The sequence below is a fragment of the Pseudoalteromonas sp. CO109Y genome (genome assembly GCF_004208935.1).
GTDB lineage: Bacteria > Pseudomonadota > Gammaproteobacteria > Enterobacterales > Alteromonadaceae > Pseudoalteromonas > Pseudoalteromonas shioyasakiensis.
Genome location: NZ_SGPD01000010.1, coordinates 47,824 through 71,166 on the forward strand (window position 1 = coordinate 47,824; position 23,343 = coordinate 71,166).

The 23,343-nt window shown below is 42.2% G+C and carries 26 protein-coding genes; 11 read left to right on the forward strand and 15 right to left on the reverse strand.

The window, feature by feature from the left end; all coding sequences use genetic code 11:
- Nucleotides 1–2 precede the first annotated feature (2 nt).
- The 4 genes from EXT43_RS02590 to EXT43_RS02605 are packed head-to-tail and all read right to left on the reverse strand — an operon-like array spanning nt 3 to nt 2,903.
- Entirely contained in the window at nt 3–470 is a 468-nt protein-coding gene (locus tag EXT43_RS02590; RefSeq protein ID WP_130166277.1) for a glycine zipper 2TM domain-containing protein, read from the reverse strand.
- 12 nt (nt 471–482) lie between these two features.
- Complete coding sequence (lpoB, locus tag EXT43_RS02595; protein WP_054561262.1) at nt 483–1,094, reverse strand: penicillin-binding protein activator LpoB; 612 nt, start codon at nt 1,092–1,094, stop codon at nt 483–485.
- A gap of 10 nt (nt 1,095–1,104) precedes the next feature.
- Nucleotides 1,105–1,530, reverse strand: coding sequence for a YcfL family protein (locus EXT43_RS02600; protein ID WP_054552954.1), 426 nt, complete (start codon nt 1,528–1,530; stop codon nt 1,105–1,107).
- A gap of 8 nt (nt 1,531–1,538) precedes the next feature.
- Complete coding sequence (locus EXT43_RS02605) at nt 1,539–2,903, reverse strand: adenine DNA methylase (protein WP_130166278.1); 1,365 nt, start codon at nt 2,901–2,903, stop codon at nt 1,539–1,541.
- A 137-nt stretch (nt 2,904–3,040) separates the two neighbouring features.
- Here EXT43_RS02605 and EXT43_RS02610 point away from each other — a divergent pair, with 137 nt between their 5' ends.
- Entirely contained in the window at nt 3,041–3,910 is an 870-nt protein-coding gene (locus tag EXT43_RS02610) for a DMT family transporter (RefSeq protein WP_130166303.1), read from the forward strand.
- A 1-nt stretch (nt 3,911) separates the two neighbouring features.
- Here the strand turns inward: EXT43_RS02610 and EXT43_RS02615 are convergent, their stop codons facing one another.
- The 7 genes from EXT43_RS02615 to EXT43_RS02645 form a co-directional block, all read right to left on the reverse strand.
- Nucleotides 3,912–4,592, reverse strand: a complete 681-nt coding sequence (locus EXT43_RS02615; RefSeq protein ID WP_130166279.1) for a M15 family metallopeptidase — start codon at nt 4,590–4,592, stop codon at nt 3,912–3,914.
- The gene (gene dapE / locus EXT43_RS02620; RefSeq protein WP_130166280.1) at nt 4,589–5,719 is read right to left on the reverse strand and encodes a succinyl-diaminopimelate desuccinylase; all 1,131 of its coding nucleotides are present in this window, start codon (nt 5,717–5,719) and stop codon (nt 4,589–4,591) included. Before dapE ends, EXT43_RS02615 begins: the two co-directional genes overlap by 4 nt.
- Nucleotides 5,719–6,063: an ArsC family reductase gene (locus EXT43_RS02625; RefSeq protein ID WP_130166281.1), complete on the reverse strand. Its 345-nt coding sequence runs from the start codon at nt 6,061–6,063 to the stop codon at nt 5,719–5,721. Before EXT43_RS02625 ends, dapE begins: the two co-directional genes overlap by 1 nt.
- Nucleotides 6,064–6,068: 5 nt before the next feature.
- A complete protein-coding gene (locus tag EXT43_RS02630) occupies nt 6,069–6,512 on the reverse strand; it encodes a PTS glucose transporter subunit IIA (protein WP_228482627.1) in 444 nt (147 codons plus the stop codon).
- A gap of 57 nt (nt 6,513–6,569) precedes the next feature.
- Nucleotides 6,570–6,962, reverse strand: a complete 393-nt coding sequence (locus EXT43_RS02635) for an ACT domain-containing protein (protein ID WP_054552960.1) — start codon at nt 6,960–6,962, stop codon at nt 6,570–6,572.
- 208 nt (nt 6,963–7,170) lie between these two features.
- On the reverse strand, nt 7,171–9,327 hold the full coding sequence (gene pta, locus EXT43_RS02640) for a phosphate acetyltransferase (RefSeq protein ID WP_130166282.1): 2,157 nt from the start codon (nt 9,325–9,327) through the stop codon (nt 7,171–7,173).
- 4 nt (nt 9,328–9,331) lie between these two features.
- On the reverse strand, nt 9,332–10,546 hold the full coding sequence (locus EXT43_RS02645; RefSeq protein WP_130166283.1) for an acetate kinase: 1,215 nt from the start codon (nt 10,544–10,546) through the stop codon (nt 9,332–9,334).
- A 290-nt stretch (nt 10,547–10,836) separates the two neighbouring features.
- Here EXT43_RS02645 and yfbV point away from each other — a divergent pair, with 290 nt between their 5' ends.
- Nucleotides 10,837–11,283 carry a terminus macrodomain insulation protein YfbV gene (gene yfbV, locus EXT43_RS02650; protein WP_130166284.1) on the forward strand — a complete coding sequence of 149 codons (447 nt, stop codon included), beginning with the start codon at nt 10,837–10,839 and terminating at the stop codon, nt 11,281–11,283.
- Here the strand turns inward: yfbV and EXT43_RS02655 are convergent.
- Genes EXT43_RS02655 through xthA form a run of 3 tightly spaced genes read right to left on the reverse strand, consistent with a single transcriptional unit; the run spans nt 11,280 to nt 13,530 of the window.
- The gene (locus EXT43_RS02655) at nt 11,280–12,077 is read right to left on the reverse strand and encodes a putative RNA methyltransferase (protein WP_130166285.1); all 798 of its coding nucleotides are present in this window, start codon (nt 12,075–12,077) and stop codon (nt 11,280–11,282) included. The genes yfbV and EXT43_RS02655 overlap by 4 nt on opposite strands.
- Nucleotides 12,074–12,724 carry an energy-coupling factor ABC transporter permease gene (locus EXT43_RS02660; protein ID WP_130166286.1) on the reverse strand — a complete coding sequence of 217 codons (651 nt, stop codon included), beginning with the start codon at nt 12,722–12,724 and terminating at the stop codon, nt 12,074–12,076. Before EXT43_RS02660 ends, EXT43_RS02655 begins: the two co-directional genes overlap by 4 nt.
- Nucleotides 12,721–13,530 (reverse strand): exodeoxyribonuclease III, encoded by an 810-nt coding sequence (gene xthA / locus EXT43_RS02665; RefSeq protein WP_054552965.1) that lies wholly within the window; start codon nt 13,528–13,530, stop codon nt 12,721–12,723. The genes EXT43_RS02660 and xthA overlap by 4 nt, the downstream gene beginning before the upstream one ends.
- 243 nt (nt 13,531–13,773) lie before the next feature.
- Here xthA and EXT43_RS02670 point away from each other — a divergent pair, with 243 nt between their 5' ends.
- The 4 genes from EXT43_RS02670 to rluB all read left to right on the forward strand — a co-directional run bounded on the left by EXT43_RS02670 (nt 13,774) and on the right by rluB (nt 16,523).
- A complete protein-coding gene (locus tag EXT43_RS02670; protein WP_054561271.1) occupies nt 13,774–14,205 on the forward strand; it encodes a hypothetical protein in 432 nt (143 codons plus the stop codon).
- A 206-nt stretch (nt 14,206–14,411) separates the two neighbouring features.
- Nucleotides 14,412–14,933: an EF-hand domain-containing protein gene (locus EXT43_RS02675; RefSeq protein WP_054561272.1), complete on the forward strand. Its 522-nt coding sequence runs from the start codon at nt 14,412–14,414 to the stop codon at nt 14,931–14,933.
- Nucleotides 14,934–15,063: 130 nt separating this feature from the next.
- A complete protein-coding gene (scpB, locus tag EXT43_RS02680) occupies nt 15,064–15,654 on the forward strand; it encodes an SMC-Scp complex subunit ScpB (RefSeq protein ID WP_130051724.1) in 591 nt (196 codons plus the stop codon).
- On the forward strand, nt 15,651–16,523 hold the full coding sequence (rluB, locus tag EXT43_RS02685; RefSeq protein WP_055198703.1) for a 23S rRNA pseudouridine(2605) synthase RluB: 873 nt from the start codon (nt 15,651–15,653) through the stop codon (nt 16,521–16,523). The genes scpB and rluB overlap by 4 nt, the downstream gene beginning before the upstream one ends.
- A 95-nt stretch (nt 16,524–16,618) precedes the next feature.
- On the opposite strand, the gene ald is transcribed toward rluB, so the two are convergent.
- Nucleotides 16,619–17,740 carry an alanine dehydrogenase gene (ald, locus tag EXT43_RS02690; protein WP_054552970.1) on the reverse strand — a complete coding sequence of 374 codons (1,122 nt, stop codon included), beginning with the start codon at nt 17,738–17,740 and terminating at the stop codon, nt 16,619–16,621.
- Between the two features lie 142 nt (nt 17,741–17,882).
- Here ald and lrp point away from each other — a divergent pair, with 142 nt between their 5' ends.
- From lrp to crcB, 5 genes are all read left to right on the forward strand, one after another.
- Nucleotides 17,883–18,362 (forward strand): leucine-responsive transcriptional regulator Lrp, encoded by a 480-nt coding sequence (gene lrp / locus EXT43_RS02695; protein ID WP_054552971.1) that lies wholly within the window; start codon nt 17,883–17,885, stop codon nt 18,360–18,362.
- Nucleotides 18,363–18,503: 141 nt separating this feature from the next.
- Entirely contained in the window at nt 18,504–20,996 is a 2,493-nt protein-coding gene (locus tag EXT43_RS02700) for a DNA translocase FtsK 4TM domain-containing protein (RefSeq protein WP_130166287.1), read from the forward strand.
- Complete coding sequence (lolA, locus tag EXT43_RS02705; RefSeq protein WP_062565165.1) at nt 20,996–21,622, forward strand: outer membrane lipoprotein chaperone LolA; 627 nt, start codon at nt 20,996–20,998, stop codon at nt 21,620–21,622. The genes EXT43_RS02700 and lolA overlap by 1 nt, the downstream gene beginning before the upstream one ends.
- A 3-nt stretch (nt 21,623–21,625) precedes the next feature.
- Nucleotides 21,626–22,963 carry a replication-associated recombination protein A gene (locus EXT43_RS02710; protein WP_130166288.1) on the forward strand — a complete coding sequence of 446 codons (1,338 nt, stop codon included), beginning with the start codon at nt 21,626–21,628 and terminating at the stop codon, nt 22,961–22,963.
- On the forward strand, nt 22,956–23,342 hold the full coding sequence (crcB, locus tag EXT43_RS02715) for a fluoride efflux transporter CrcB (protein ID WP_082389253.1): 387 nt from the start codon (nt 22,956–22,958) through the stop codon (nt 23,340–23,342). Before EXT43_RS02710 ends, crcB begins: the two co-directional genes overlap by 8 nt.
- Nucleotide 23,343: the final 1 nt, after the last annotated feature.

Consider the following 23,343-nt stretch of genomic DNA (forward strand, 5'->3'; position numbering starts at 1 on the left):
TTTTAATAAGCTTTATCAACACGCACCGTGTTATCGGTGAGGTAGACCAAACGTACTTTATCACCTTGGTTGAACAGCATTTGGTTGTCTTTATCTTGCACAACCATAAATTGTTCGCCGCTTTCTACTTTGATCATCAATTCAACGAGCTGATACTGTATAATGCGACTGTTTTGTTGGCGGTTGTGGGCAACAGAGCCACCAATCATCGAACCTAAAATGGTTGCTACAGTGCGGCCACTGCCGCCACCAAACTGATTACCGATAACACCGCCAATTAGCGCACCACCAAACGTTTCCCAGCCGTTGGTTTTATCTCTGACCAGCTCTTGTTCAGTAATGGTTCGCACTGACTGTACTGAGCCGAACAACACCTGCTGTACTGGTACTGCTTTGTTACGCTGATAGTCAGCATAACTTGGCGAGCTCAGTAATAAACAGCTTGCTAGGATTGCTACTAGGTATTTCATAAATCCTCCTGACTACCAGCCAAAAGTTGATTTCTCACGTGTTTTACGGATTTCAGTTTCATCAGCCCACTCAACTAGGCCGCTTTTTAAATCCATTAAACGCATAGTGAATTTATAATACACATCAGCCTTGTCAGCATTTGATTTAACAATGCTCGATAAGTTACCGTATAACATGTATTGCGCACCAACTTGCTGGCCAAAAGCAATAGCGGTATTTGGGTTTACAAGTGGGTCAACGTTTTGGAAATTAAGTTGCTCGCGCACAGCTTCAACGCGGGTCATATCAACAAAGCGGAACTTACCACTGCGTAATAACTGTGTTGAGATTGAATCAGTAATAGATTCAGTATCAATATGCTCGCTCGTTTTGTTTTTAATACGCTCAACAAACACGATAGGGCGGGTATTTGCTGTCATGGTACCAACCACAGGTGAAGCAAGTAACGAGTCTGTCATTTGGCTTGCTACTTTTTGTAGATCTGTTGAACCAAAGTTGATATCTGTGGTTTCTACGGCTTGCGCATCACCATAGCTAACAACGGCTTTATTAGCACAACCAGACAGCAATAAAGCGCTTGTCATTGCAACGGCCGCAGCCGACTTAACAGAAAGTAATTTCATTGTAGTATCCTTAATCTTCAAATTCTTGTGCTTCTGTTGACACTTCACGCACTGCAAGCGAGAAGGTGACAGCATTTGCTGTCGGGGCTAGGCCCGGTAATTGGGTCTTGGCAAATCCAAATAATGTAATAGGTTGCCAAGGTGAATGGTTGCCGCGAATAACAAAGCCATCAGCGTCATACCAAGTAAATTGATACTGTAAGTATTGAGACTTTTTGTACTGGCTTGCCAGTGTCACAACAACATCTGTTAAGCCATTTGTTTGGCGTGTTTTTACATCTGTAATGGCTAATTTCTTGCCAAGTTCAGGGTTATTAACAATCAGTTGTTGGTTATACTGTTGTGATGCCTGCTCAACACCAATGCCAGAAGTGGTAGGGCGTGAGGAGCAAGCCGCAACAAGTAAAATGGTTAATAGTGGCACTAAGTATTTCATCATTGCTCCTAGAGTTGTACGACATGTGTGTCGTAGTAGTTATTTATAGAGGTTAGAAAAATCAAGGTTAACCCTTGCTTACTAACCGCAAAGTCTATTTCGCCATGCCCTGGCACGGTTAAAGCGTGCTGACCTGCTGGCATCGCGTGCTGCGCAATACTCAGTTGACTTGGTAAAGTAGACCAACTTCGCGTATCAGCCTGCTCTGATGCAATGTTATAAATATTCGCTAAAATATTACCGACATCGCCGCCGCTTCTTGCCAATTCTGCGCGCATCTTTTCTTTTGCAACCAAACGCATAACTTGGCGGGTTATTCTGCCAGCACTTTGATCTTTCAAAGTTTTTGCTGCCAAGGCTTCAAGCCTAACAATGGGCGTCAGTGGCAAATTTTCGCCATCGAATGTCACTGTTTTATCACTGCCTGCATAAGGCGCATCGCGATAAACTGGCATCGCAATACTGTAAAAGCGTGCATCACCACGGGAGGTATAAATGGGTAATCGTAAATGAAACTCTTGCCTTGCTGGTATCAAACCTTGCTCTGCAATTACAATTACTTGTCCCGTGTTTGCTTGAGTCTGCTTTAGCTTGCCAAAGCGTTTGCTAAATTCTTCAAAGTCCTGATCAAACCCTTGTTTTTTGGCAAGGCGTAACACTGTTTGCTGTAAGTAGCTATTTTCGCTATTTATTTCGAGTGCTTTCTTATAATCGATATAGGCATCATCAAACTGTTTATCTGCCTCATAAAGTAGGCCAGACAAATAAAACGTAAAGGCATTTTGAAAGCCATTTTTGACATTACCAATTAGCTCGGCCATATCAGGGTAGCCTTCAGCTGCCTGTTCTGCTTGTTGATCCAGTACAGCTTGGTTGTCTTTTAGTGCATCTTCTTGCACTTTATTTGCACGTCTAACTTCAACTAATGCAGATTCAAGTTGTTTATCAAATACATAACTCAGTGCTTTGTAGCTATGCAGCATTGTCATTTCATAGGCTGCAGGCTCATAACCAATCACTGAGTCATTTGTTAATAATGAGTTTGTTTGTTCAAGGCCTGCACTTAGCTGTACTTTGGCTGCTTGACGCTTTTTTTCCATATTTTGATAAACAGCTTCAAAGGTCTCATTGGCCTGAGAATTTTGTTTAGCCAAAAATTCAAGACGAGCCGTTTCAAGCTGATTTAATAAATAGTTACTATGGCCTCGGCTGTTACTTGGCAAAAGTTGCTGCGCACTTGCTATGTTATTTTGAGAAACAGCTTGGCGCACAGGTCTTAGCTGCGTCGCATAATCTTGGAATAGATCAGTAATACCTATGGTACTGCAACCAGATAACAGTAAAGCAGCTCCAATAAATAAACGTCGATGCACTGAACACTCCTTTTAAACAATGTACTCAGATTAGCATACGCGGCTTAACCTTCTATGATAAATTATGTAAAAAATCGTAAGTTAATTGGCTAATTTTAGGTCTTATCTTTTTTAAAACCAAAAGGATAACTCATTTGTTGAGCACCATACTGTATACCTTGATTGCACTTTGTGCGTTTGCAGCTAACTCTTTGCTGTGCCGAATGGCATTACAAAGTGGTGATATCGATCCGTTAAGTTTTACATCCATTCGCTTAGCAAGTGGTACGTTTATGTTGCTTGGTATACTTATATGGCAAACAACGTTATTGAGATCAAAATCACAATCAGCTCAACCTTTAACCGATAAAGGTAGCAATATCAGTGCCCTTAGCTTATTTGTTTACGCGCTGTGCTTTTCAGTTGCCTATGTTGATTTAAACACAGGCACAGGCGCACTTATCTTATTTTCGGCAGTGCAGTTAACTATGATAGGTCATAGTGTTTTAAATAAAGAACCACTCAGTAAAGTGCAGTGGGGGGCTTTGTTTATCGCTTTTGCGGGTTTTATTTACTTAATGCTGCCCTCAGCCACAGTGCCTTCTTTCATGCCAGCAATGCTCATGGCGTTAAGTGGCGTGGCGTGGGGTGTTTACAGTATTCGCGGAAAATCATGCAGCTCACCTTTGCAAGCAACCAGCTTTAACTTTCTAAGAAGTTTAATACTTGTGCCAATTTTAGTGTTTCTAGCCATGGTTGATTGGCAAGGTATTACTGCCAGTGGGGTTTATTTGGCGATAGCTTCAGGAGCGCTTGCATCTGGGCTTGGCTATAGCATTTGGTACATTGCACTGCCTAGGCTTAAAAGTAGCCAAGCAGGGGTGGTGCAGCTAACCGTGCCTGTACTTGCCACATTAGCTGGGGTGGTGGTTTTAGATGAGCAATTAACAGCGCGCTTAGTTGTAGCCAGCGCCTTAATTCTTGGCGCTGTACTGGTGTTTTTGATGGCTAAAAAGCGCAGTGTCTAGATTAGGGCGTATTAATATTTAATACGTAGCGTTCATACAGAGTGTTAAGTTCGGCTAGTATCGCTTGTTTACCGCTCAGCTCACTTTGTTCAATAGATTGCTGTAATGTTGCAACTGACAAATACTGCATCATCTTTGCAGATGCACCAATATGACTAATATGCCAAGGTTCTGGGGCAACCCCACCTTTGTATTCTTGATAAGGGCGATAAAAACCATACTTTTCTAGGTTATTATCAAGCCATGCAGCAAGCTTGGCAAAGGGCCCTGTAGGCGAATACTCATCAGGTGTTAATTGCAGCTGATAATCATCGTCAATAGGGCGGGTATCGTAAATGTCGAGGTCGGTACCAAAGTGGTGTCTACTTGCCCCCGGAAGTGCTGAGTAAAGCATAATAGCGTGGCACTTTTCAGTATCACTTAGGCTTTCTAAATCTACAGTTTGTTGCTCAAGGGTGTAAACCGGCCGAAGCCCCTGAAATTTAGCATTCCAAATAGCACTTTGACGATGAAAGTCGCGAAAGCTAGAGGCAATTGTTAGATCAATACCTGCTTGTTTTGCTCCCTGCTGCAGAACTAAAAAGTCATTAACAATATCACGATGCAAGCGATGATTTTGTAGCTCAACTAAATGTGAGCTACTTAACCCCGTGGCGCATTGTTTAAGCTCGGTTTGGTTCATGTAAGCAGTTGCTCTAATATGACTTCGTAAATATCAGCAAGTTGAATTAAATCATCGGTGCTAACACATTCATCTACTTTATGAATAGTTTCATTACGCGGACCAAGCTCAATGACCTTGGCACCCGTTTGTGCGATAAAGCGACCATCAGAAGTACCGCCGGTGGTTTCAAGTGCGGTGTCGCGTCCAGTCACCTGCTTAATAGCGTGCACGGTGGCATCAACTAACGGACCATGATCGGTTAAAAACGGCAGTCCATTCACAATCCAATTTAGCTCGTAATTCAGGTTGTGTTTCTCAACAATTTCTACGACTCGCTGTTGTAGTTCTTGGTGAGTTACTTCAGTGCTAAAGCGAAAGTTAAACTGAATTTCAAGCTCACCTGGGATCACATTACCGGCACCAGTGCCACCGTTAATATTCGAAACCTGAAAGCTCGTTGCAGGGAAAAATTCGTTACCTTGATCCCACTCGGTTTGACTCAGCTCAGTTAACGCAGGAGCAGCTAAATGAATTGGGTTTTGCGCTAAATGCGGGTAAGCAACATGGCCTTGCACACCTTTAACAGTTAAAAAGCCAGTTAAAGAACCGCGACGACCATTTTTTACTACATCACCAAGCACATCTCGTGAAGAAGGTTCGCCAACTAGGCATAAATCAATCTTCTCACCACGTGCTTCAAGAGTATCGATAACACGGGTTGTGCCGTTGATAAACGGGCCTTCTTCATCAGACGTAATTAAAAACGAAATTGACCCTTTATGATCTGGGTGTTTAGTCACAAAACGCTCTGTGGCAACCACCATAGCAGCTAAAGAGCCTTTCATATCGGCTGCACCGCGGCCATGTAACATACCGTCTTTTACCAGTGCTGAAAAAGGCGGGTACTGCCAATTTTTTGCAGGACCTGTTGGTACAACATCTGTGTGACCAGCAAAACAAAAATGCGGTGATGCATCTCCCTTACGAGCCCAAGTATTCAAGGTATCAGTGAAAAACAGTGATTCAATATTAAAGCCTAGTTTTTCAAGGCGTTCGTTCATTAACGCTTGGCAACCAGCATCTTCAGGCGTTACTGATTCACGCTGAATAAGCGCTTGAGCAAGTTCAATAACAGGGTGAGTCATTAGGCAAAAATCTCATCGTATTGAGCTGCTTTAAAACCTAAGTGGTATTGGCCGTTGTGCACTAGTAGCGGGCGCTTGATCATTGCAGGTTGCTCAACCAGCAATGCTAATGCAGATTCTTTATCTAGGTTTTGCTTTTGCTCATCAGATAATTGACGGTAAGTTGTGCCGCGTTTATTAACTAAATCTTGCCAATCAATGTGCGCTGCAAATTCGTTAACTAGCTCAGCATTAATGCCGTCTTTACGGTAATCATGGAAAGTAAATTCTTGATTGTTATCAGTTAAATATTTCTTGGTTTTTTTAATTGTATCGCAATTGCTGATACCGTACATGATAGTCATAAATTCTACTTTTTAGTTACAGTGAGTAATGTGTCTACCCCAGCAGTGACCTGAGATAGTGAATAATAAAGGGGTCCAAGGTGTTGGCTATTGAGAACGCATAGTGTGCCAAGCATAGGACTGCTCAGCTCGCGTAAATCAAAATAGGCTAATCGTTCACCTTTGCTAATTTTACTGCCATTTAATTTAGCAATATTGGTGTGGTTGATATGTTCTTCAACCGATGAAAACGATAAGTTTAATAAAACTTTTAAACCGTTTTTTGCCTGTAAAATGTATTCTTTACCGGCATTTTTAACTTGTAATAGGGTGCCATCGAATGGCGCGATTATGTTGTGGCTAGTTAGTTCAACACTAATCCCTGGGCCAAGGGTAGCAAAACGAAAAAATGGCTCAGGATGCTCGCTAATGCTTTTTACACGCCCAGTAAATGGGCTTTTAATGGCCATGCAGCGTGCTTTTCTGAGGCTGCGTTCGGGTAAGTATTGAACTTCATTAGTCATGGCTTATTTAACATCACCTAGCACATGGTAACCGTCTTTTTTCAGAGCTGTAATGGCTTTTGCCATACTTTGCTTTTTCACCAATACATAATCGGTATCGTAAGTTGATAAAGCAAAAATTGAAATCGACGCTTTTGCTAGCACGCCAGAAATATTCGCCATAATTCCAGTTAACGAAAAACCAAGTGGGCCAATAACTTCAAGTGCTTGCCAGTCGGTTTCTTGGTCCAGACTGTCGAGCTGGAAACTACTTGGGCAGACAATAGACAGCTCATCAGCCGTTTTTGCAATAAAGAAAATAGCTTGTTGGAGTAAGGCAGGATCAATCGTCGCATCGACATCTAAACTATGAATGGTAAGTTCCTCACTATGAAGTTGTAACGTTTGTTTTGACATCTGCGATCCTATCTTTGAAGCCTTTGAATTTATAGTATAGGTAAACAAAGTTAAGATAAAGCGCAATAATTTTGATTGCTGAGGTTTTACTCAATATCGCTGTTGAGGTTGTCCACAGAATCTGTGGATAAATATGGGAATAGGTCAGTATAAAGAAGCTAATAGGCTAATTTATAAAGGTTTATAAATTAGCCTAAATTTTGAAGGGTTAATTTTCTAAGCTTTCAACTTGCTTAGCTTGAATCGCTGTAAGGGCAATGGTGTAAACAATATCGTCTACTAATGCACCACGGCTCAAGTCATTTACCGGCTTACGCATACCTTGCAGCATAGGGCCAATACTAATTAAATCAGCACTACGTTGTACGGCTTTATAAGTTGTATTACCCGTATTTAAATCTGGGAATACAAACACTGTTGCTTTACCTGCAACCGGGCTGTCAGGTGCTTTCTTAAGTGCTACGTTTTCCATAATTGCAGCATCATACTGAAGCGGGCCATCAATTACTAAATCAGGGCGCTTTTGCTGGGCAAGCTTAGTGGCTTCACGCACTTTTTCTACGTCAGCACCTGAACCCGAGGTACCCGTACTGTAGCTGATCATTGCAACACGAGGCTCAATACCAAACGCAGCCGCTGAATCCGCTGATTGAATCGCGATATCGGCCAGTTGCTCTGCTGTTGGGTCTGGGTTGATAGCACAGTCACCGTATACCAGAACTTGATCAGGTAACAGCATAAAGAACACTGATGATACCAACGATGAACCTGGCGCAGTTTTAATTAACTGTAGCGGTGGGCGAATTGTGTTGGCTGTGGTATTTACCGCACCCGACACTAGGCCATCTACTTTGCCTTGTTCAAGCATCATGGTACCAAGCACCACGTTATCCAGTAATTGCTCTTGGGCAACCACTTCTGTTAAGCCTTTGTTTTTACGAATTTCGACCATAGGCGCAACGTAATCGTTGATCACATCACCTGGTTCAACAATGGTTACGTTATCGTTAAGCTCAACACCTTGTTGCTCAGCAATACGTAAAATTTCTTCTTTGTCACCAAGTAGGATTGTTTTTGCAATGCCACGTTGACCACAAATTGCTGCGGCTTTAATCGTGCGCGGCTCATTACCTTCAGGTAAAACAACCGTTTTCTTCGCTTGACGGGCTTTATCTGTTAGTAAGAAGCGAAACGCTGGTGGAGACATTTTACGAGTACGGCCAACACTTTGTGCCAGGCTGTCTAACCAGTCAGAGTCAATGTTACTAGCGTTGTGATCTTTTACTTTATCGATACGTTGGTCATCATCACACGGTACTTCCATATTGAAGTTGTGCAGTAATAAAGACGTGCGCCATGTATCTTCTTGTGTTGCAAGAATCGGCAGGCCGGTATTCATAGCTTGTTCGCACAATTTCATGATGCGATCTTCAGGCTTAAAGCCACCGGTTAATAAAATAGCCCCAAGCTTGGTACCATTCATGGCTGATAAACAAGCGGCAACGAGTACATCAGAGCGATCGCCCGGAGTAACGAGTAATGCACCCGGGGTAAAATGGCTTAAAATATTCGATACAGTACGAGCACAGAAAGTAACGCGACGTAAACGACGGTGAGCCATGTCGCCTTCGTTAATAACTTCGGCCTTTAGGTATTCACATAAATCACGCACACGCGGCGCTACTAGGTCGAAATCCCACGGGATTGAACCTAATAATTTAAATGGGTGTTTTCTGAAAATAGGCAATGATGCTAAACGGTTTAATTCGTTTTCAAGTTGCTCAGGCTCATGGGCTTCAACAAGATCTGCACGTGCGCGACCTTCGTCATCTAAAGGTGCATTAACTTTGTTGAAGATACAGCCTAGCACGCGAGGGTGGTTAACACCGCCATAGTTGCCAGAAGCAATTTCTAAACGGTCTTCAATTTGGTCGTTGCTATCGTTACTAGGTGTTAAAACAAAAACAATATCAGCACCCAGTGTTTGCGCGATTTCACGGTTTACACGGCCAGCATAAGGCTGACGACGTGTTGGCACCATACCTTCAATAATAGCAATTTCGTCTTCTTTAATGGTGCTTTCAAAGCGCTCTACGATTTCTTCTAGTAAATCGTCGCCTTTACCATCACCTATCATTTGCTCTGCATAGCTAAGCTCAAATGGTGTCGGCGGATTAATAGGCGAGCCATGGGTGACAATTTGCGTCGACTTTTCAGGTCCTGTATCGCCAGAGCGCGGCTGCGCAATTGGTTTGAAAAAGTTCACTTTAAGCGCTTTTTGCTCAAGTGCGCGCACTAAACCAACAGAAACAGATGTTAAACCAACCCCAGTCGAAATAGGGATCAACATAATTCTACGTGCCATTTACTTAACCCTCCTTTGCAATGCGGGCTGCATCGTTAGCAATAACCCATTCTTCGTTAGTCGGGATCACAAACGCTTTAGCATGCGATTGGCCTTTTGAAATTAAGCCTTCTTTACCAAAACGTGCCGCTAAGTTTGCAGCTTCGTCACACTCAAGGCCTAAAAAGCCTAATTGAGTGATTACTTTGTCACGAATGATATCTGAGTTTTCACCAATACCACCGGTGAAAATAAGTGCATCAAGGCGTTGTACTGGCACCAAGAATGCGGCGATTTGTTTTGCTAAACGGTAGCAAAAAATATCGAGTGCAAGGTTCGCTTGTGGGTGGCCCTCAACGGCGGCTTCTTCAATAGTGCGACAGTCATTTGATAATTCACTAATACCTAACAAGCCACTTTGCTTATTAAGTAAGTCATCAATTTCTTGCACTGAATAATTTAGTTGCTGAGTTAAAAACGTGAATAAACCCGGGTCGATACTACCACTGCGGGTACCCATCACTAAGCCTTCAAGCGGTGTAAGGCCCATACTGGTATCAACACTCTTACCATCTTTAATCGCACATACCGAACAACCATTACCTAAATGCGCACTGATCACATTGGTTTGTTCGCGCTCTTTGCCTAATAATTTTGCCGCTTCACCTGCAACATAATAATGGCTCGTGCCATGGAAACCATAGCGTCTTACGCCGTGCTCTTTATAAAGCGAGTAAGGCAGGGCGTATAAGTACGCAATATTTGGCATGCTTTGATGAAATGCCGTATCAAATACAGCAATTTGTGGTAGCGCTGAGAACGCTTGCTGTGCAGTGCGAATGCCCAATAAGTTGGCTGGGTTATGAAGTGGAGCAAGTGCGGCTGTTTTTTCGATAGCTGCAAGTACATCATCGTCGATAAGCACAGATTCAGTGAAATGCTCACCACCGTGCACAACACGATGACCCACAGCAATTAAATTATCTGCAAGGCCTAGCTCATTAACTAGCTTCACAAGCTCAGCAATTGCTGCATCGTGGGCTTGGTCCTTTGCAAGCTCAATAAGTTGTTTTTCACCATTATATTTATATTTGATTGAAGGCGTATCTGAGCCAAGGCGCTCAGCTAAACCAGAAATAACTTCGTCAGAAGTGGCGGCATCTAAAATGGCAAATTTTAAACTTGAACTACCACAGTTCAGTACTAATACATGTTGTGGTGAGCAAAGGGGCGTCGACATAGCTAGGTCCTAAAAGTACGATATCAGTCAGTGTATATTAAGGCTTGATAATTAGAATTCTTTGCCAGTATAGTAAATAAGTATTTTGTTGCTACACTTAACAAAGCTAGGCTGTAATTATACTAAAGTCTGGTTGACTTAAGCCGATAACATTTTATCTCATTTAGACTTTAAACGTTAGTCTCCTAACCATTAATTTGGTATTAAAACTAGGACAGGTTTTGCAGGGATTGTATCCGGGAGTGTGTTACACTCGGTTGTGAAACAAGTTGAAAACCCTAGGAGTGATGATGCAAAAAGGTGTCATGTCACAAGTGCAAACAGGTCGTCAGTACGCTAAAAAATGGCCGATGCGACAAGAGCTCGCTCCATTGTTTGCCGAATTTAGAGTGATCAAGGCCACTGAACTGGCAATTACAGTGATGCCAATATTGGCAATGCTGACCGTTTTTATGCAAGTTAATTACTTAGGTAGTGATTATTTTCCACAAGCTATCACTATCGCGCTTTTCTTTTTATCACTACCACTTCAAGGTTTGTTGTGGCTAGGCCGCCGTGCAGAAACCCGTTTAGAGCCAGCAATGCTAAGTTGGTACACAGAGCTGCACAGTAAAATGAAGGCGCATGGTTATCAGTCACAATTAACGACTGAAAAACCACGCTACACTGACTTAGCTCAATTATTAAAAGATATGTTCGAAAAAATGGATAAAGCCTTCACTAAAGAACACTTCTAATTGCGAACAAACTGGCTCACATAAAACGATAACGTTACTTTTTGTGGGCCTTGTTGCTCTATCTGCTCCCAATGCTCTGGGCGAAACTTCCACGCAAACGGCGTCATCATAATTAAATGTTTTATCTCATCGACAGACAACAGCACTTGTTGCTCTAACAAGTTTATCGACTCTTTGCTAAAGCCTGCTGGTGGTTCTATCTCTGTATGCGGTTTTACATCGGCATAAATAAACGCTTTTAACTCTTTAAGGTGCCAAGGGCCAGGGCTTGCAACAATTAAACTAGCTTGCGGTTTGGCAAGGCGAGCAAGTTCTTGTGCAAATAAAGGGGCAAACACACTAACAAGCACATCAGCCTGCGCATCTGCAAAAGGGGCTTGGCTAATCGACGCGACACTAAAATGCGCATTTTCGTAACGCTTAGCGGCGTATTTTACCGCGGGCTTAGAAATATCAACACCATATACATCGGCACTCGACTGCGCTGCAATAGCTTGCGTGTAAAAGCCTTCACCACAGCCTAAATCAATCACTGAACTTGGTTCGAGAGAGGCCACTAGCTCTGCTAAAGCTTGCTGTAAAAACAAATAGTGTCCGGCACTTAAAAAAGCGCGGCGAGCTTGCACCATTTCAAGATTATCGCCTGGTTGTTTAGACTTTTTATTTTGCACGGGAAGTAAATTGACATAACCCTCTTTGGCGATATCAAAACTGTGGTTGTTGTCACAACGGTAAGTTTTGTCGTTTAGAGTAAGTTCAAGTTTGCAAAGCGGGCAGTGATAGTGAAGACTCATGAGTCTAAATAGTCCTTATCATAAAAGGTTTTAACCCAATGAGGGCGATAGGTGATCATCAAGGTAATGGCCATGCCATTGAGCATTGCTTCAGGAAACCAAATTATGGCACACAGGATCAGATAGTTTTCTGAAATCTCAATAAAACTGTAATCACCAAGCAAGTAATAAAACACGCCGCTGGTAAGTATTTTAATACAGGCGATAACAGCAGCGGTTAAAAACGCGCATAAAAAGATATAAATAAAAAAGTGTCTCGGCAGGTAGCTATAGCAAACCACAAAACACAAATAGCTCAATGTAATTGGTAAAAAAGCAGTAAACAATAAATGCACTGGCAATATTGATACTGGCAACTGAGCGACTAATACCAAGAGTAAACTTGCAAGAAGGCTTGCAAAAATTGCCAGTCGCCAACCTAAAATTAGGGTCACTGCAGTGACCCCCAAAATATGCAATTCGAGGCCAGGTAATATGCCTGCTTTAATACGCCACAGTACCGCAAGTACAAGGGCACATGCGAGCACACCCACTTGTCTTATCGGTGTTGCCAGCAAATGTGACAGGCTTTGTTTATCAAAGCTGAGCCAAAGTATTATAGCCACACAGCTCCACAATGGGAGCTGCCATTGCATAGTGTCTATCATGCGTTAAATGTTGACCAAATTGGCGCATGATCAGATGGTTTTTCGATACCACGTAATTCGTAATCGATACCAGACTCAACACAACGCTCAGCAAGAGCAGGGGTTGCTAAGATCACATCAATACGCAGACCGCGGTTGTCATCAAAACCTTTAGAGCGGTAATCAAACCACGAATATTGCTCGGTTTTTTCTGGGTAAAGTTCACGGAAGGTATCTTTAAAGCCCCAGTTTAATAACGTGCTTAACCATTCACGCTCTTCAGGTTGGAAAGAACACTTACCTGTTTTTAACCAGCGCTTACGGTTTGGTTCACCAATACCAATATCGAGATCGGTTGGTGAAATATTAATATCGCCCATCACAATAACATCTTGCTCTGGCGTGTGGTTATCTTCTAAGTGAGTCATTAAATCTTTATAGAATTGACGCTTATAAGGGAATTTGGTTTCGTGGGCAATATTATCCCCTTGCGGGAAGTAGCCATTCATCACCGTTAGGTCACGACCATTTTCTTGTGTCACGGTAACACTGATCATACGACGCTGTGATTCGTCGGTATCGGTTGCAAAGCCTTTAACTACTGATTTCGGCTCTTGTTTACATAACATAGCCACGCCGTAATGCGCTTTTTGACCATGAAAATAAACGTGATAACCCATTTTTTGCACATCTTCGAGAGGGAAGGCCTCATCATGTACTTTGATTTCTTGTAAGCCAATAATATCTGGTTGATGTTTATCAATTACGGCTTGCAATTGGTGTAAACGAGCGCGCAGGCCGTTAATGTTAAATGAGATTACCTTCATGGTGCACCTATTATTTTTGTTTCAGTGTTTAGCGCAATTCTATCATCAAACTAGGGCTTATTCATGAGCTAATTACGAAAATCAAATTGGGTAAATGTTGATCAATTGCTGCTTAATTTAAAAACATTGTTAACTCAATATTAATTATTAAATTAAATAAATAATTCAGTTGATCTACTGATTTTTGTTTATATAATGCGCGCAAACCATCCGTTCATATTATGTACTATTTAAAGGTAAACCATGAAAAAACAATTAGTGATGCTTTCTCTTGCATGTATCTCATTTGGCTCATTAGCAAGCAACCCGCACTACTTTTCAGCTGATAACCGTATTGAATCAAAGTTATGTAGCTTAAGTGCGAACGAAGGGTTTACCGCTGCACGTAAAGAAGCAGCAAAGCATGGCATTTCAATGTCACGTTTTTCAAAAAGCATTTTATGTAACGGTACTGACATCCGTGAAATTGCTAAAAAAGCACAATCACAAGAAGCAGCAAAAGCAGCTGTTGAAGTGTTTGCTAAAAATGAGCAAAAAGAAACTCAACTTTGCATCACTGCACTTAAAAAAGGTTTAACACCTGTGCGTGAAAAAATTGGTAACTTAAATACGTTAAAATGTAATGGCGAAGCAGTAACAGACTTCGTTAAGCGTTACCAAAACGCAGCTATCTAATAGCGGCATTTTTGTTATTTGTAAAAAGCGCTCTTCGGAGCGCTTTTTTTATGAAAAAATTACAGTAATCCATGAAAAGCTTGCTAAATCATAGGCTTAACACCAACTTAACCAGGCTGTAAGTGCTTGATTTTAGCCAATAAGGCATTTTGGCATTCAACTTGTAACATTCGAAGTGAATCTAATCGACTACAAGGAAATGTCTTATGAACAAGTTAACTTTAGCATCAACAATTTTAGCAGCACTAAGTCTTTCAGCATGTTCTGCAAGTAACTCTTTAGCAAAAATCGACAGTGATTTTGGCAGCCTAGATAATGACAATGACGGTTATATCTCTAAGGTAGAAGCTGACGATGATGCTATTTGGGATCATTTTTCAAATATCGATACCAATATGGATGAGCAAATCAGCCGTACTGAATTTAATGCATACATGCAGCTAAATACAGGCAAAGTGGCAACTGATAGTGAGGTATCTGAATCAGCATTTAAAGCTGAAATCGCTAAATTTGACCCAATCGAAAATGACTTTAAATCGTTAGATAACGACAAAAATGGTTATGTTTCTATTGAAGAAGCCGATGACGACGATATCGCAAATCACTTTGGCTATATGGATAGCAACAAAGATAAGCGTGTAAGCCGCACTGAGTTTGTTAATTACATTAGCAAATATGGCAGCGACGTTGCCGAAGATGATGCCCTTGAAATGGTTAAAAATAGCTAATTTCAATATTCATTCGTAAATATCCCCTAAAGCCAGTGTTTTACACTGGCTTTTTTACAATAATTTTTCCAACCTTGGCCGACTTCTGTCATAATAGAGCGTTAGTGATTTAAAATGACCTTTAGTAGCGATGGCCACAAAACGTATCAGTGATGAACAGTTAGTCGAAATCATAGAAGCCGCGATTTTTGTTGCTGGAAAACCTGTGTCTAAACGTCATTTAAAAGAGACAGTATTAGCTGATTTAAGCGTTTCTATGCCGCGCATTAATAATGCAATTGAACAAATTCAAACGCATTATCAAACCCGAGGCATTAAGCTTGTTGCAGTAGGCAGCGGTTACAGGTTTCAAGCCTGCGCTAGTTTAGCGCCTTGGCTGGCAAACTTATGGCAAGAGCGCGCACCTAAATACTCACGAGCACTACTAGAAACTTTATCCTTGATTGCCTATAGACAACCTATTACCCGTGGTGAAATTGAACAAGTACGGGGTGTGACTGTTGGCTCAGGAATTATTAAAACCTTATTAGAAAGAGAGTGGGTCAGAGTTGTCGGTCATAAAGAGGTGCCTGGGCGCCCAGCGTTGTATGCCACAACATCCGCTTTCTTAGATTATTTTTCATTAGCTGGTTTAGATGAATTACCGCCGTTACCTGAACTTCAGGAGAGTAAAATCAACCAGCTATTGAGCGATCCTTCTGTGAGAGAACTATCTGAATGAGTAATGTAGAAACTGAAAAGTTACAAAAAGTATTAGCCCGTGCTGGCGTGGGTTCACGTCGTGAAATGGAAAAATACATCGATGCCAACCGTGTGAGCGTGAATGGTAAAGTGGCACGTTTAGGCGACCGTGTTGAAGCAACCGATGTAATTCGAGTTGACGGTCACGTAGTTAAAATTGAAGACAAAGCCGACCGTATTTGTCGAGTGCTTATGTATAACAAGCCAGAAGGCGAGTTATGTACACGTAAAGACCCTGAAGGTCGTCGTACGGTATTTGACCGTTTACCACGTGTTGATGGCGAACGTTGGATTGCAGTTGGCCGACTAGATATAAATACCGCTGGTTTAATGCTGTTTACTAACGATGGTGAACTTGCTAACCGTTTAATGCACCCAAGCTACGAAGTAGAGCGTGAGTACTCAGCTCGTGTGTTTGGTGAAGTAACTAACGAAACGCTACGCACTTTAACAAAAGGCGTTGAGCTTGAAGATGGTCCTGCAAAATTCTTAAACATCAAACCTATGGGTGGTGAAGGTATCAACCGTTGGTTCAATGTGACTTTAACAGAAGGGCGTAACCGCGAAGTACGTCGTTTATGGCAATCACAAGATGTTGAAGTATCGCGTCTTATCCGTATTCGTTACGGTAAGTTAGAGCTTGATAAGCGTTTGCCACAAGGTGGTTGGGCTGAACTTGATTTAGACACGGTTAACTATTTACGTAAAACAGTGCAACTAGGCCGCGAAACGCAAACTAAGCTGTCGGTTATTCCTGAAAAGCGTAAAGACAAGCGTGCTAAAATTAACCAAATCCGTAAGGCGGTTAAAAAGCACAATCAACGCGCTAAACAAACTAAGCGTCGTTAATCAGAAATATAATTGTTTGCAGATAAACTAATTTATTTGCAAACAGGCATAAAAAAAGCAGCGATATCGCTGCTTTTTTTGTTTCAAAATGCTATTTATGCATTTTCAACTGCTGTACGTGGGTCAACATATTCCATGTTGAAAGCTTCAGCTACTTCTTTATAAGTAACTTGGCCTTTGATCACGTTTAAGCCTTTTAAGAAGTTAGCATCGTCAAGAAGCGCTTTCTTGTAGCCTTTGTTAGCAAGGTTGATGATGAACGGTAATGTTGCGTTGTTAAGTGCGAACGTAGAAGTACGTGGAACAGCACCTGGCATGTTAGCAACACAGTAGTGAACAACGTCATCAACAATGTAAGTAGGATCAGCGTGAGTTGTCGCTTTAGAAGTTGCGATACAACCACCTTGGTCGATTGCAACGTCAACGATTGCAGAACCAGGCTTCATTGCTTTGATGTGCTCAGCTGTTACTAGTTTAGGCGCCGCTGCACCTGGGATTAGTACGCCACCGATCACAAGGTCAGCTTCTAGTACGTGTTTTTCTAGTGCGTCAGCAGTAGAGTAGATAGCTTTAACTTTATTACCGAACTGTGCGTCTAATGCACGTAGTACGTCGATGTTACGGTCAAGAACAACAACATCAGCACCTAGGCCAACAGCCATTTGTGCTGCGCTACGACCAACCATGCCGCCGCCGATAACAACAACTTTAGCTGGCTCAACACCTGGTACACCACCAAGTAACATACCACGGCCGTGGTTTGATTTTTCAAGCGCTTGTGCACCAGCTTGGATAGACATACGACCTGCAACTTCACTCATAGGAGCAAGAAGAGGTAAACCGCCACGTGAATCAGTTACTGTTTCGTAAGCGATACACACTGCACCACTTTTAACTAGGTCTTCAGTTTGTGGAAGATCCGGTGCTAAGTGAAGGTAAGTAAATAGAATTTGGTCTTCGCGTAACATTGCACGCTCAACAGCTTGTGGCTCTTTTACTTTAACGATCATTTCAGCTTTAGCAAAAACGTCTGCTGCTGTTGGTAAAATTTCAGCACCAGCTGCAACATAATCTTCGTTAGTGAAGCCAATGCCCATACCAGCATCAGTTTCAACAAACACTTGGTGGCCATGGTTTACTAGTTCACGAACACTCGCAGGAACCATACCTACACGGTATTCATGGTTTTTGATTTCTTTAGGTACACCAATAATCATAGTTTTTCGCCTTAATAGAACGGGATAAAATTTTTGACTATTATATTCATGACCAGCCAGTGTGTCTCACCTTTTTTAAGTGGTATTCTAGTGATATAATCTAAAAATATATTTTAAACAGTGCAAAACTCTGGTTTGGCTTATGCATCAATTACTCGACAGAATAGACCGTAAAATTTTAATGGAATTACAGCTCGATGGTCGGATCTCTAACGTAGAGCTGGCAAGGCGTGTAGGGCTAAGTGCCACCCCTTGTTTGGAGCGGGTAAAAAAGCTCGAAAGAGAGGGTTATATACTCGGATATAAAGCAGTAGTGGATCCTGCTAAACTTGGCCAAGGTTTGTCGGTTTATGTAGAAGTAACCATCACTAAAACCTCACCAGATGTTTTCGAAGAGTTTAACGCTGCAGTTAAAAAGCACGACGAAATAATTGAGTGCCATCTAGTATCGGGTAATTTCGACTTTTTATTAAAAACACGTGTAAATGATATGTCGGAATATCGAAATGTACTGGGTGATATTCTACTAAAACTACCAAATGTCAGTGAAAGCCGAACTTATGTGGTAATGGAAGAAGTAAAAGGTGAAGAAGGGGTCATTATTCGCCCATATATTGCCTAAACTGTTAAAATACATATTGAGTAACAAAAACTTGTTCATTATCAGTCCATCAAGGCTAAGATAAAGTGCATCAAACGGCATTTCCTGCTAAGGTATTTCACTGCTAATCGATCAGTAAAGAATAATAAGGAATAGGGAGCTATGCGCCTAAATGGTGTTCAAAGACTGTTAGAAACGGGGCTAATCATCAGCACCTTTGCTGCAGTATTTATTTTATGTGCATTAATCAGTTTTGATCCTGCGGACCCTTCATGGTCGCAAACCGGTGAATTTGTTAATGTTAAGAATATTACCGGCACAGCGGGAGCTTGGGTTGCAGATATCCTATTACTCACTTTTGGCTGGCTTGCTTATTTAGTGCCTGTTGCTATTCAATTGTTCGGCTATTTATTGTTTAAACAACCACACCGTATTTTCCAGCTTGATTACACCACGCTTGCCTTACGTGTTATTGGTTTTGCGCTGTTTATTACTTCAGCGACAGCTATCAGCAGCATTAATTTTGATGATATTTATAACTTCTCATCTGGTGGGGTAGTGGGGGATGTTATTGCTACAGCAATGATGCCAACCTTTAATTTTACCGGCACCTCAATTTTATTACTGTGTTTTTTCTTTGCTGGTTTAACCCTATTAACCGGTATTTCGTGGGTGCAATTTGTCGATTTTGTCGGCAAGTGGGTAATGAAAGCATTTTACTTTTTACGTGAGCAATTTTCTGCTTGGTTACATCGTGAAAAAGAAGCTGTTAAAGATATTGCCACTACAGAGCCAGACGCTAACTTTGTAGAACCAGAAAACGAGCCAGCTATTAGCTTTAATGATGCAGATGAAGAACAACCAAAACCTACTAAGGATAAGGAAAAGCCTGCAGAAAAAGCCGATGATGACTTTAAAGGCTTTGATGAACTAGACGATATTCTTGACCAAGAAATTGGTTTTAGTGCCCTTGATGATGAATCATTCGATACGGTATCGGCACTGAATGCGCTTGATCAAAGCCCAGTCGTTGAGCCAGAAAAACCTGTTACAACGGTTGTTTCGCCTGCGCGCCCTATGCCTAAGCCGAAACCTGCGTATCAGCCACCACCAACGGCAAAGGAAAAGTTTGAAGCACTGCTTGAAGAGCAGCCGCCTACAAACCCGTTACCATCACTTGATTTATTAGACCGCCCAGATAAAGCGAAAAACCCATTATCTCAAGAAGAGCTTGATGGAATCTCGCGTTTAGTTGAAACCAAATTACTTGATTTTAACATTCAAGCTGCGGTTGTGGGTGTTTACCCAGGTCCGGTTGTAACGCGCTTTGAGCTTGATTTAGCGCCGGGTATTAAAGTAGCTAAAATCACTGGCCTAGCGAAAGATTTAGCACGCTCACTGTCTGCTGTAAGCGTACGTGTAGTAGAAGTTATTCCTGGTAAAACCTATGTTGGTTTAGAGCTACCTAACAAGCACCGTGAAATAGTGCGTTTAAGTGAAGTTATTAACGCGCCTAAGTTCGAATCAAACCCATCACCACTAACTATGGTATTAGGTAAAGACATTGCTGGCGAGCCGGTGTGTGCTGACCTTGGCAAAATGCCACATTTACTTGTTGCGGGTACTACAGGTTCAGGTAAGTCAGTGGGCGTTAATGTAATGATATTAAGCTTATTGTACAAATCGGGCCCTGATGATGTTCGTATGATCATGATTGACCCGAAAATGCTTGAACTTTCTGTGTACGAAGGCATCCCACATTTATTATGTGAAGTTGTTACCGATATGAAAGAAGCAGCCAATGCATTGCGTTGGTGTGTAGGCGAAATGGAACGTCGTTATAAGCTTATGTCGGCACTTGGTGTGCGTAATTTAAAAGGTTACAACCAAAAAGTGTTGGATGCCAAAGAAGCGGGTCAACCGATTCTAGATCCACTGTTTAAAGACACCGACGGTATGGCCGATGGCCCTGAAGAGCTAGATAAACTACCAAGTATTGTGGTGGTCATTGACGAATTTGCCGACATGATGATGATCGTGGGTAAAAAAGTGGAAGAGCTGATTGCACGTATCGCGCAAAAAGCCCGTGCTGCAGGTATTCACTTAGTGCTAGCAACACAACGCCCATCGGTTGACGTAATTACAGGTTTGATTAAAGCGAATATTCCAACACGTATGGCGTTCCAAGTTTCAAGTAAAATTGACTCGCGTACTATTTTAGATCAGCAAGGTGCTGAAAACTTACTTGGTATGGGTGACATGCTTTACTTACCGCCGGGTACCAGTGTACCTGTGCGTGTGCATGGCGCGTTTGTTGATGACCACGAAGTTCATGCGGTTGTAGACGATTGGAAAAAACGTGGCAAACCAAATTATATTGATGAAATTTTAAGTGGCGATGCCACAGAAGAAATTTTACTACCAGGAGAAACCAGTGAAGACGGTGATGAAGAGTCAGATCCGCTTTACGATGAAGCAGTATCATTTGTAATTGAAACCGGCAAAGTGTCGGTATCGAGTGTACAGCGTAAGCTTCGTGTAGGTTATAACCGCGCAGCACGCTTAGTTGAACAAATGGAAACATCAGGCATTGTTAGCGCACCAGGACACAACGGTGCCCGCGAAGTCTTAGTGCCAAATGGTGGAGCAAATTAATGAAAAAAATTAAATACCTAGCCCTAATTATGGGTTGTTTATTAAGCGGTCAAAGTTTTGCAGACGACAGCGAAGCGTTGCAACAGCAACTGGCTGCGATTAAAAGTTTTAAAGCAGAGTTTTCACAGCAGGTTACCGATTCGCAAGGCGAAGCTATCATGCAAGGTGAGGGGAATATTGCCCTTCAGCAACCTATGATGATCCGCTGGCAGCAGCAAAGCCCAGACGATACCTTGTTTGTATCAAATGGCGATAAAACGTATTACTTTGACAGCTTTGCAGAGCAAGTAACGATTATGAATACTCACAGCCTGATTGATTCAACACCGTTTGTATTGTTGACCTCAAAAGATCCAGAGCAGTGGGCTAAATACCAAGTTGTGGCAACCGATGCTGGTTTTAGCGTCACGCCAAACAAAGGCGTTGAGAGCCAAGTTGAAAAGTTAGATATTAGCTTTAATGCTAAAGAGCAAGGTCTAGCATCACTGACAGTATTAGACACATCTGGTCAGCAGTCTTTATTTACCTTTAAAGATGCTAAAGTAAACGAAGCACTTGCAACTCAAACCTTTGAATTTACCATTCCAGAAGGCGTTGAAGTTGACGACCAAAGCCAAGGTGATTAAGGCTTGAGTAATCTCGGATTTAATTTTGGTCCTGATGTGCGCCCACTTGCGGCGCGCATGCGACCCGAAACACTCAATGACTACATAGGTCAGCAGCACCTTTTAAGCCCCGATAAACCTCTTTACCAAGCGATACTTGCAGGCCGATGCCACAGCCTCATTTTGTGGGGGCCGCCAGGTGTTGGTAAAACCACGTTAGCGCAGATTATTGCAAACCATGCCGACGCAAGCCTTATTCAAATGTCGGCAGTCACAGCAGGTGTAAAAGACATTCGTGAGGCCGTAAGCGAAGCAAAAGCAAACCTTGCTGGTCGAGGGCAACGCACCTTATTGTTTGTCGATGAGGTGCATCGCTTTAATAAATCTCAGCAAGATGCATTTTTACCACATATCGAAGATGGTACTTTTATTTTTGTCGGCGCGACCACCGAAAACCCATCATTTGCACTTAATAACGCGATACTGTCTCGTGCTCGTGTGTATGTTTTAAAAGCGCTTGAACAAGCCGACTTATTTACCGTGATTGAGCGCGCTTTACGTGAAGACGTAGAGCTTAGCCAAAAACACATTGAAATTGCCGATAACGCTAAACAAGCGCTTTGCCAAGCAAGTGATGGCGATGCGCGTAAAGTGCTTAACCTGTTAGAACAAGCGGTTGATTTAACCACGGAGCAGCAGGGTAAATACCTTGTTGATCAACATGTTTTAAGCCAAGTACTGCCAACTCACTTAGCCAAATACGACAAAGGCGGCGATGAGTTTTACGACTTGATTTCAGCGTTTCATAAGTCAGTGCGAGGTAGTTCACCTGATGGCGCCTTATATTGGTACTGCCGTATTTTAGCTGGTGGCGGAGACCCACTTTATGTGGCTCGGCGTTTATTAGCGATTGCTACAGAAGATATTGGCAATGCAGACCCGCGAGCAATGGAAGTCGCACTCAATGCGTGGGATATTTTTCAACGTGTAGGCCCAAGTGAAGGTGAGCGCGCTATTGCACAAGCCACCATTTATTTAGCCAGTGCCCCGAAAAGTAACGCAGTTTATATGGCGTTTAATCAAGCTATGCAAGATGCTAAAAATGAGCCGAGCCATCCGGTGCCAGAGCATCTACGCAATGCACCAACTAGCTTAATGAAAGACTTAGGTTATGGCGCTGAATATCGGTATGCACATAATGAGGAAGGTGCATTTGCTGCAGGTGAAAAGTATTTCCCTGAGGCAATTAATGATCGCCAGTATTACTTCCCAACCGATCGTGGGCTTGAACAAAAAATAAAACAAAAGCTGGACTATTTAACTCAGCGTAACGAGCAAAGTGATATTAAACGTTATGAATAGTTTGAAACTTTACATGATGATTGCAATGGGTGGCGCTTCAGGGGCATGTTTACGCTATTTTCTTAGCGAAACCATGCTAAAACTGCTCGGTAGGGGATTCCCTTTTGGCACGTTGACAGTTAATATTCTTGGTTCATTGTTAATGGGCATTTTATACGGCTTGATTGAAAAAGAAATAATCGCTGTTAGCCCCGCTAAAACCTTAATTGGTATTGGCTTTTTAGGTGCATTGACCACCTTTTCAACATTCTCAATGGATTCGTTGTTGCTCTTGCAACAAGGTCACTTTTTTAAAATGGCCCTCAATATCACCTTAAACGTGGTGGTGTGTATATTTATGGCTTGGCTGGGCCTTCAGCTGGTAATGCAAAAAGGTTAAA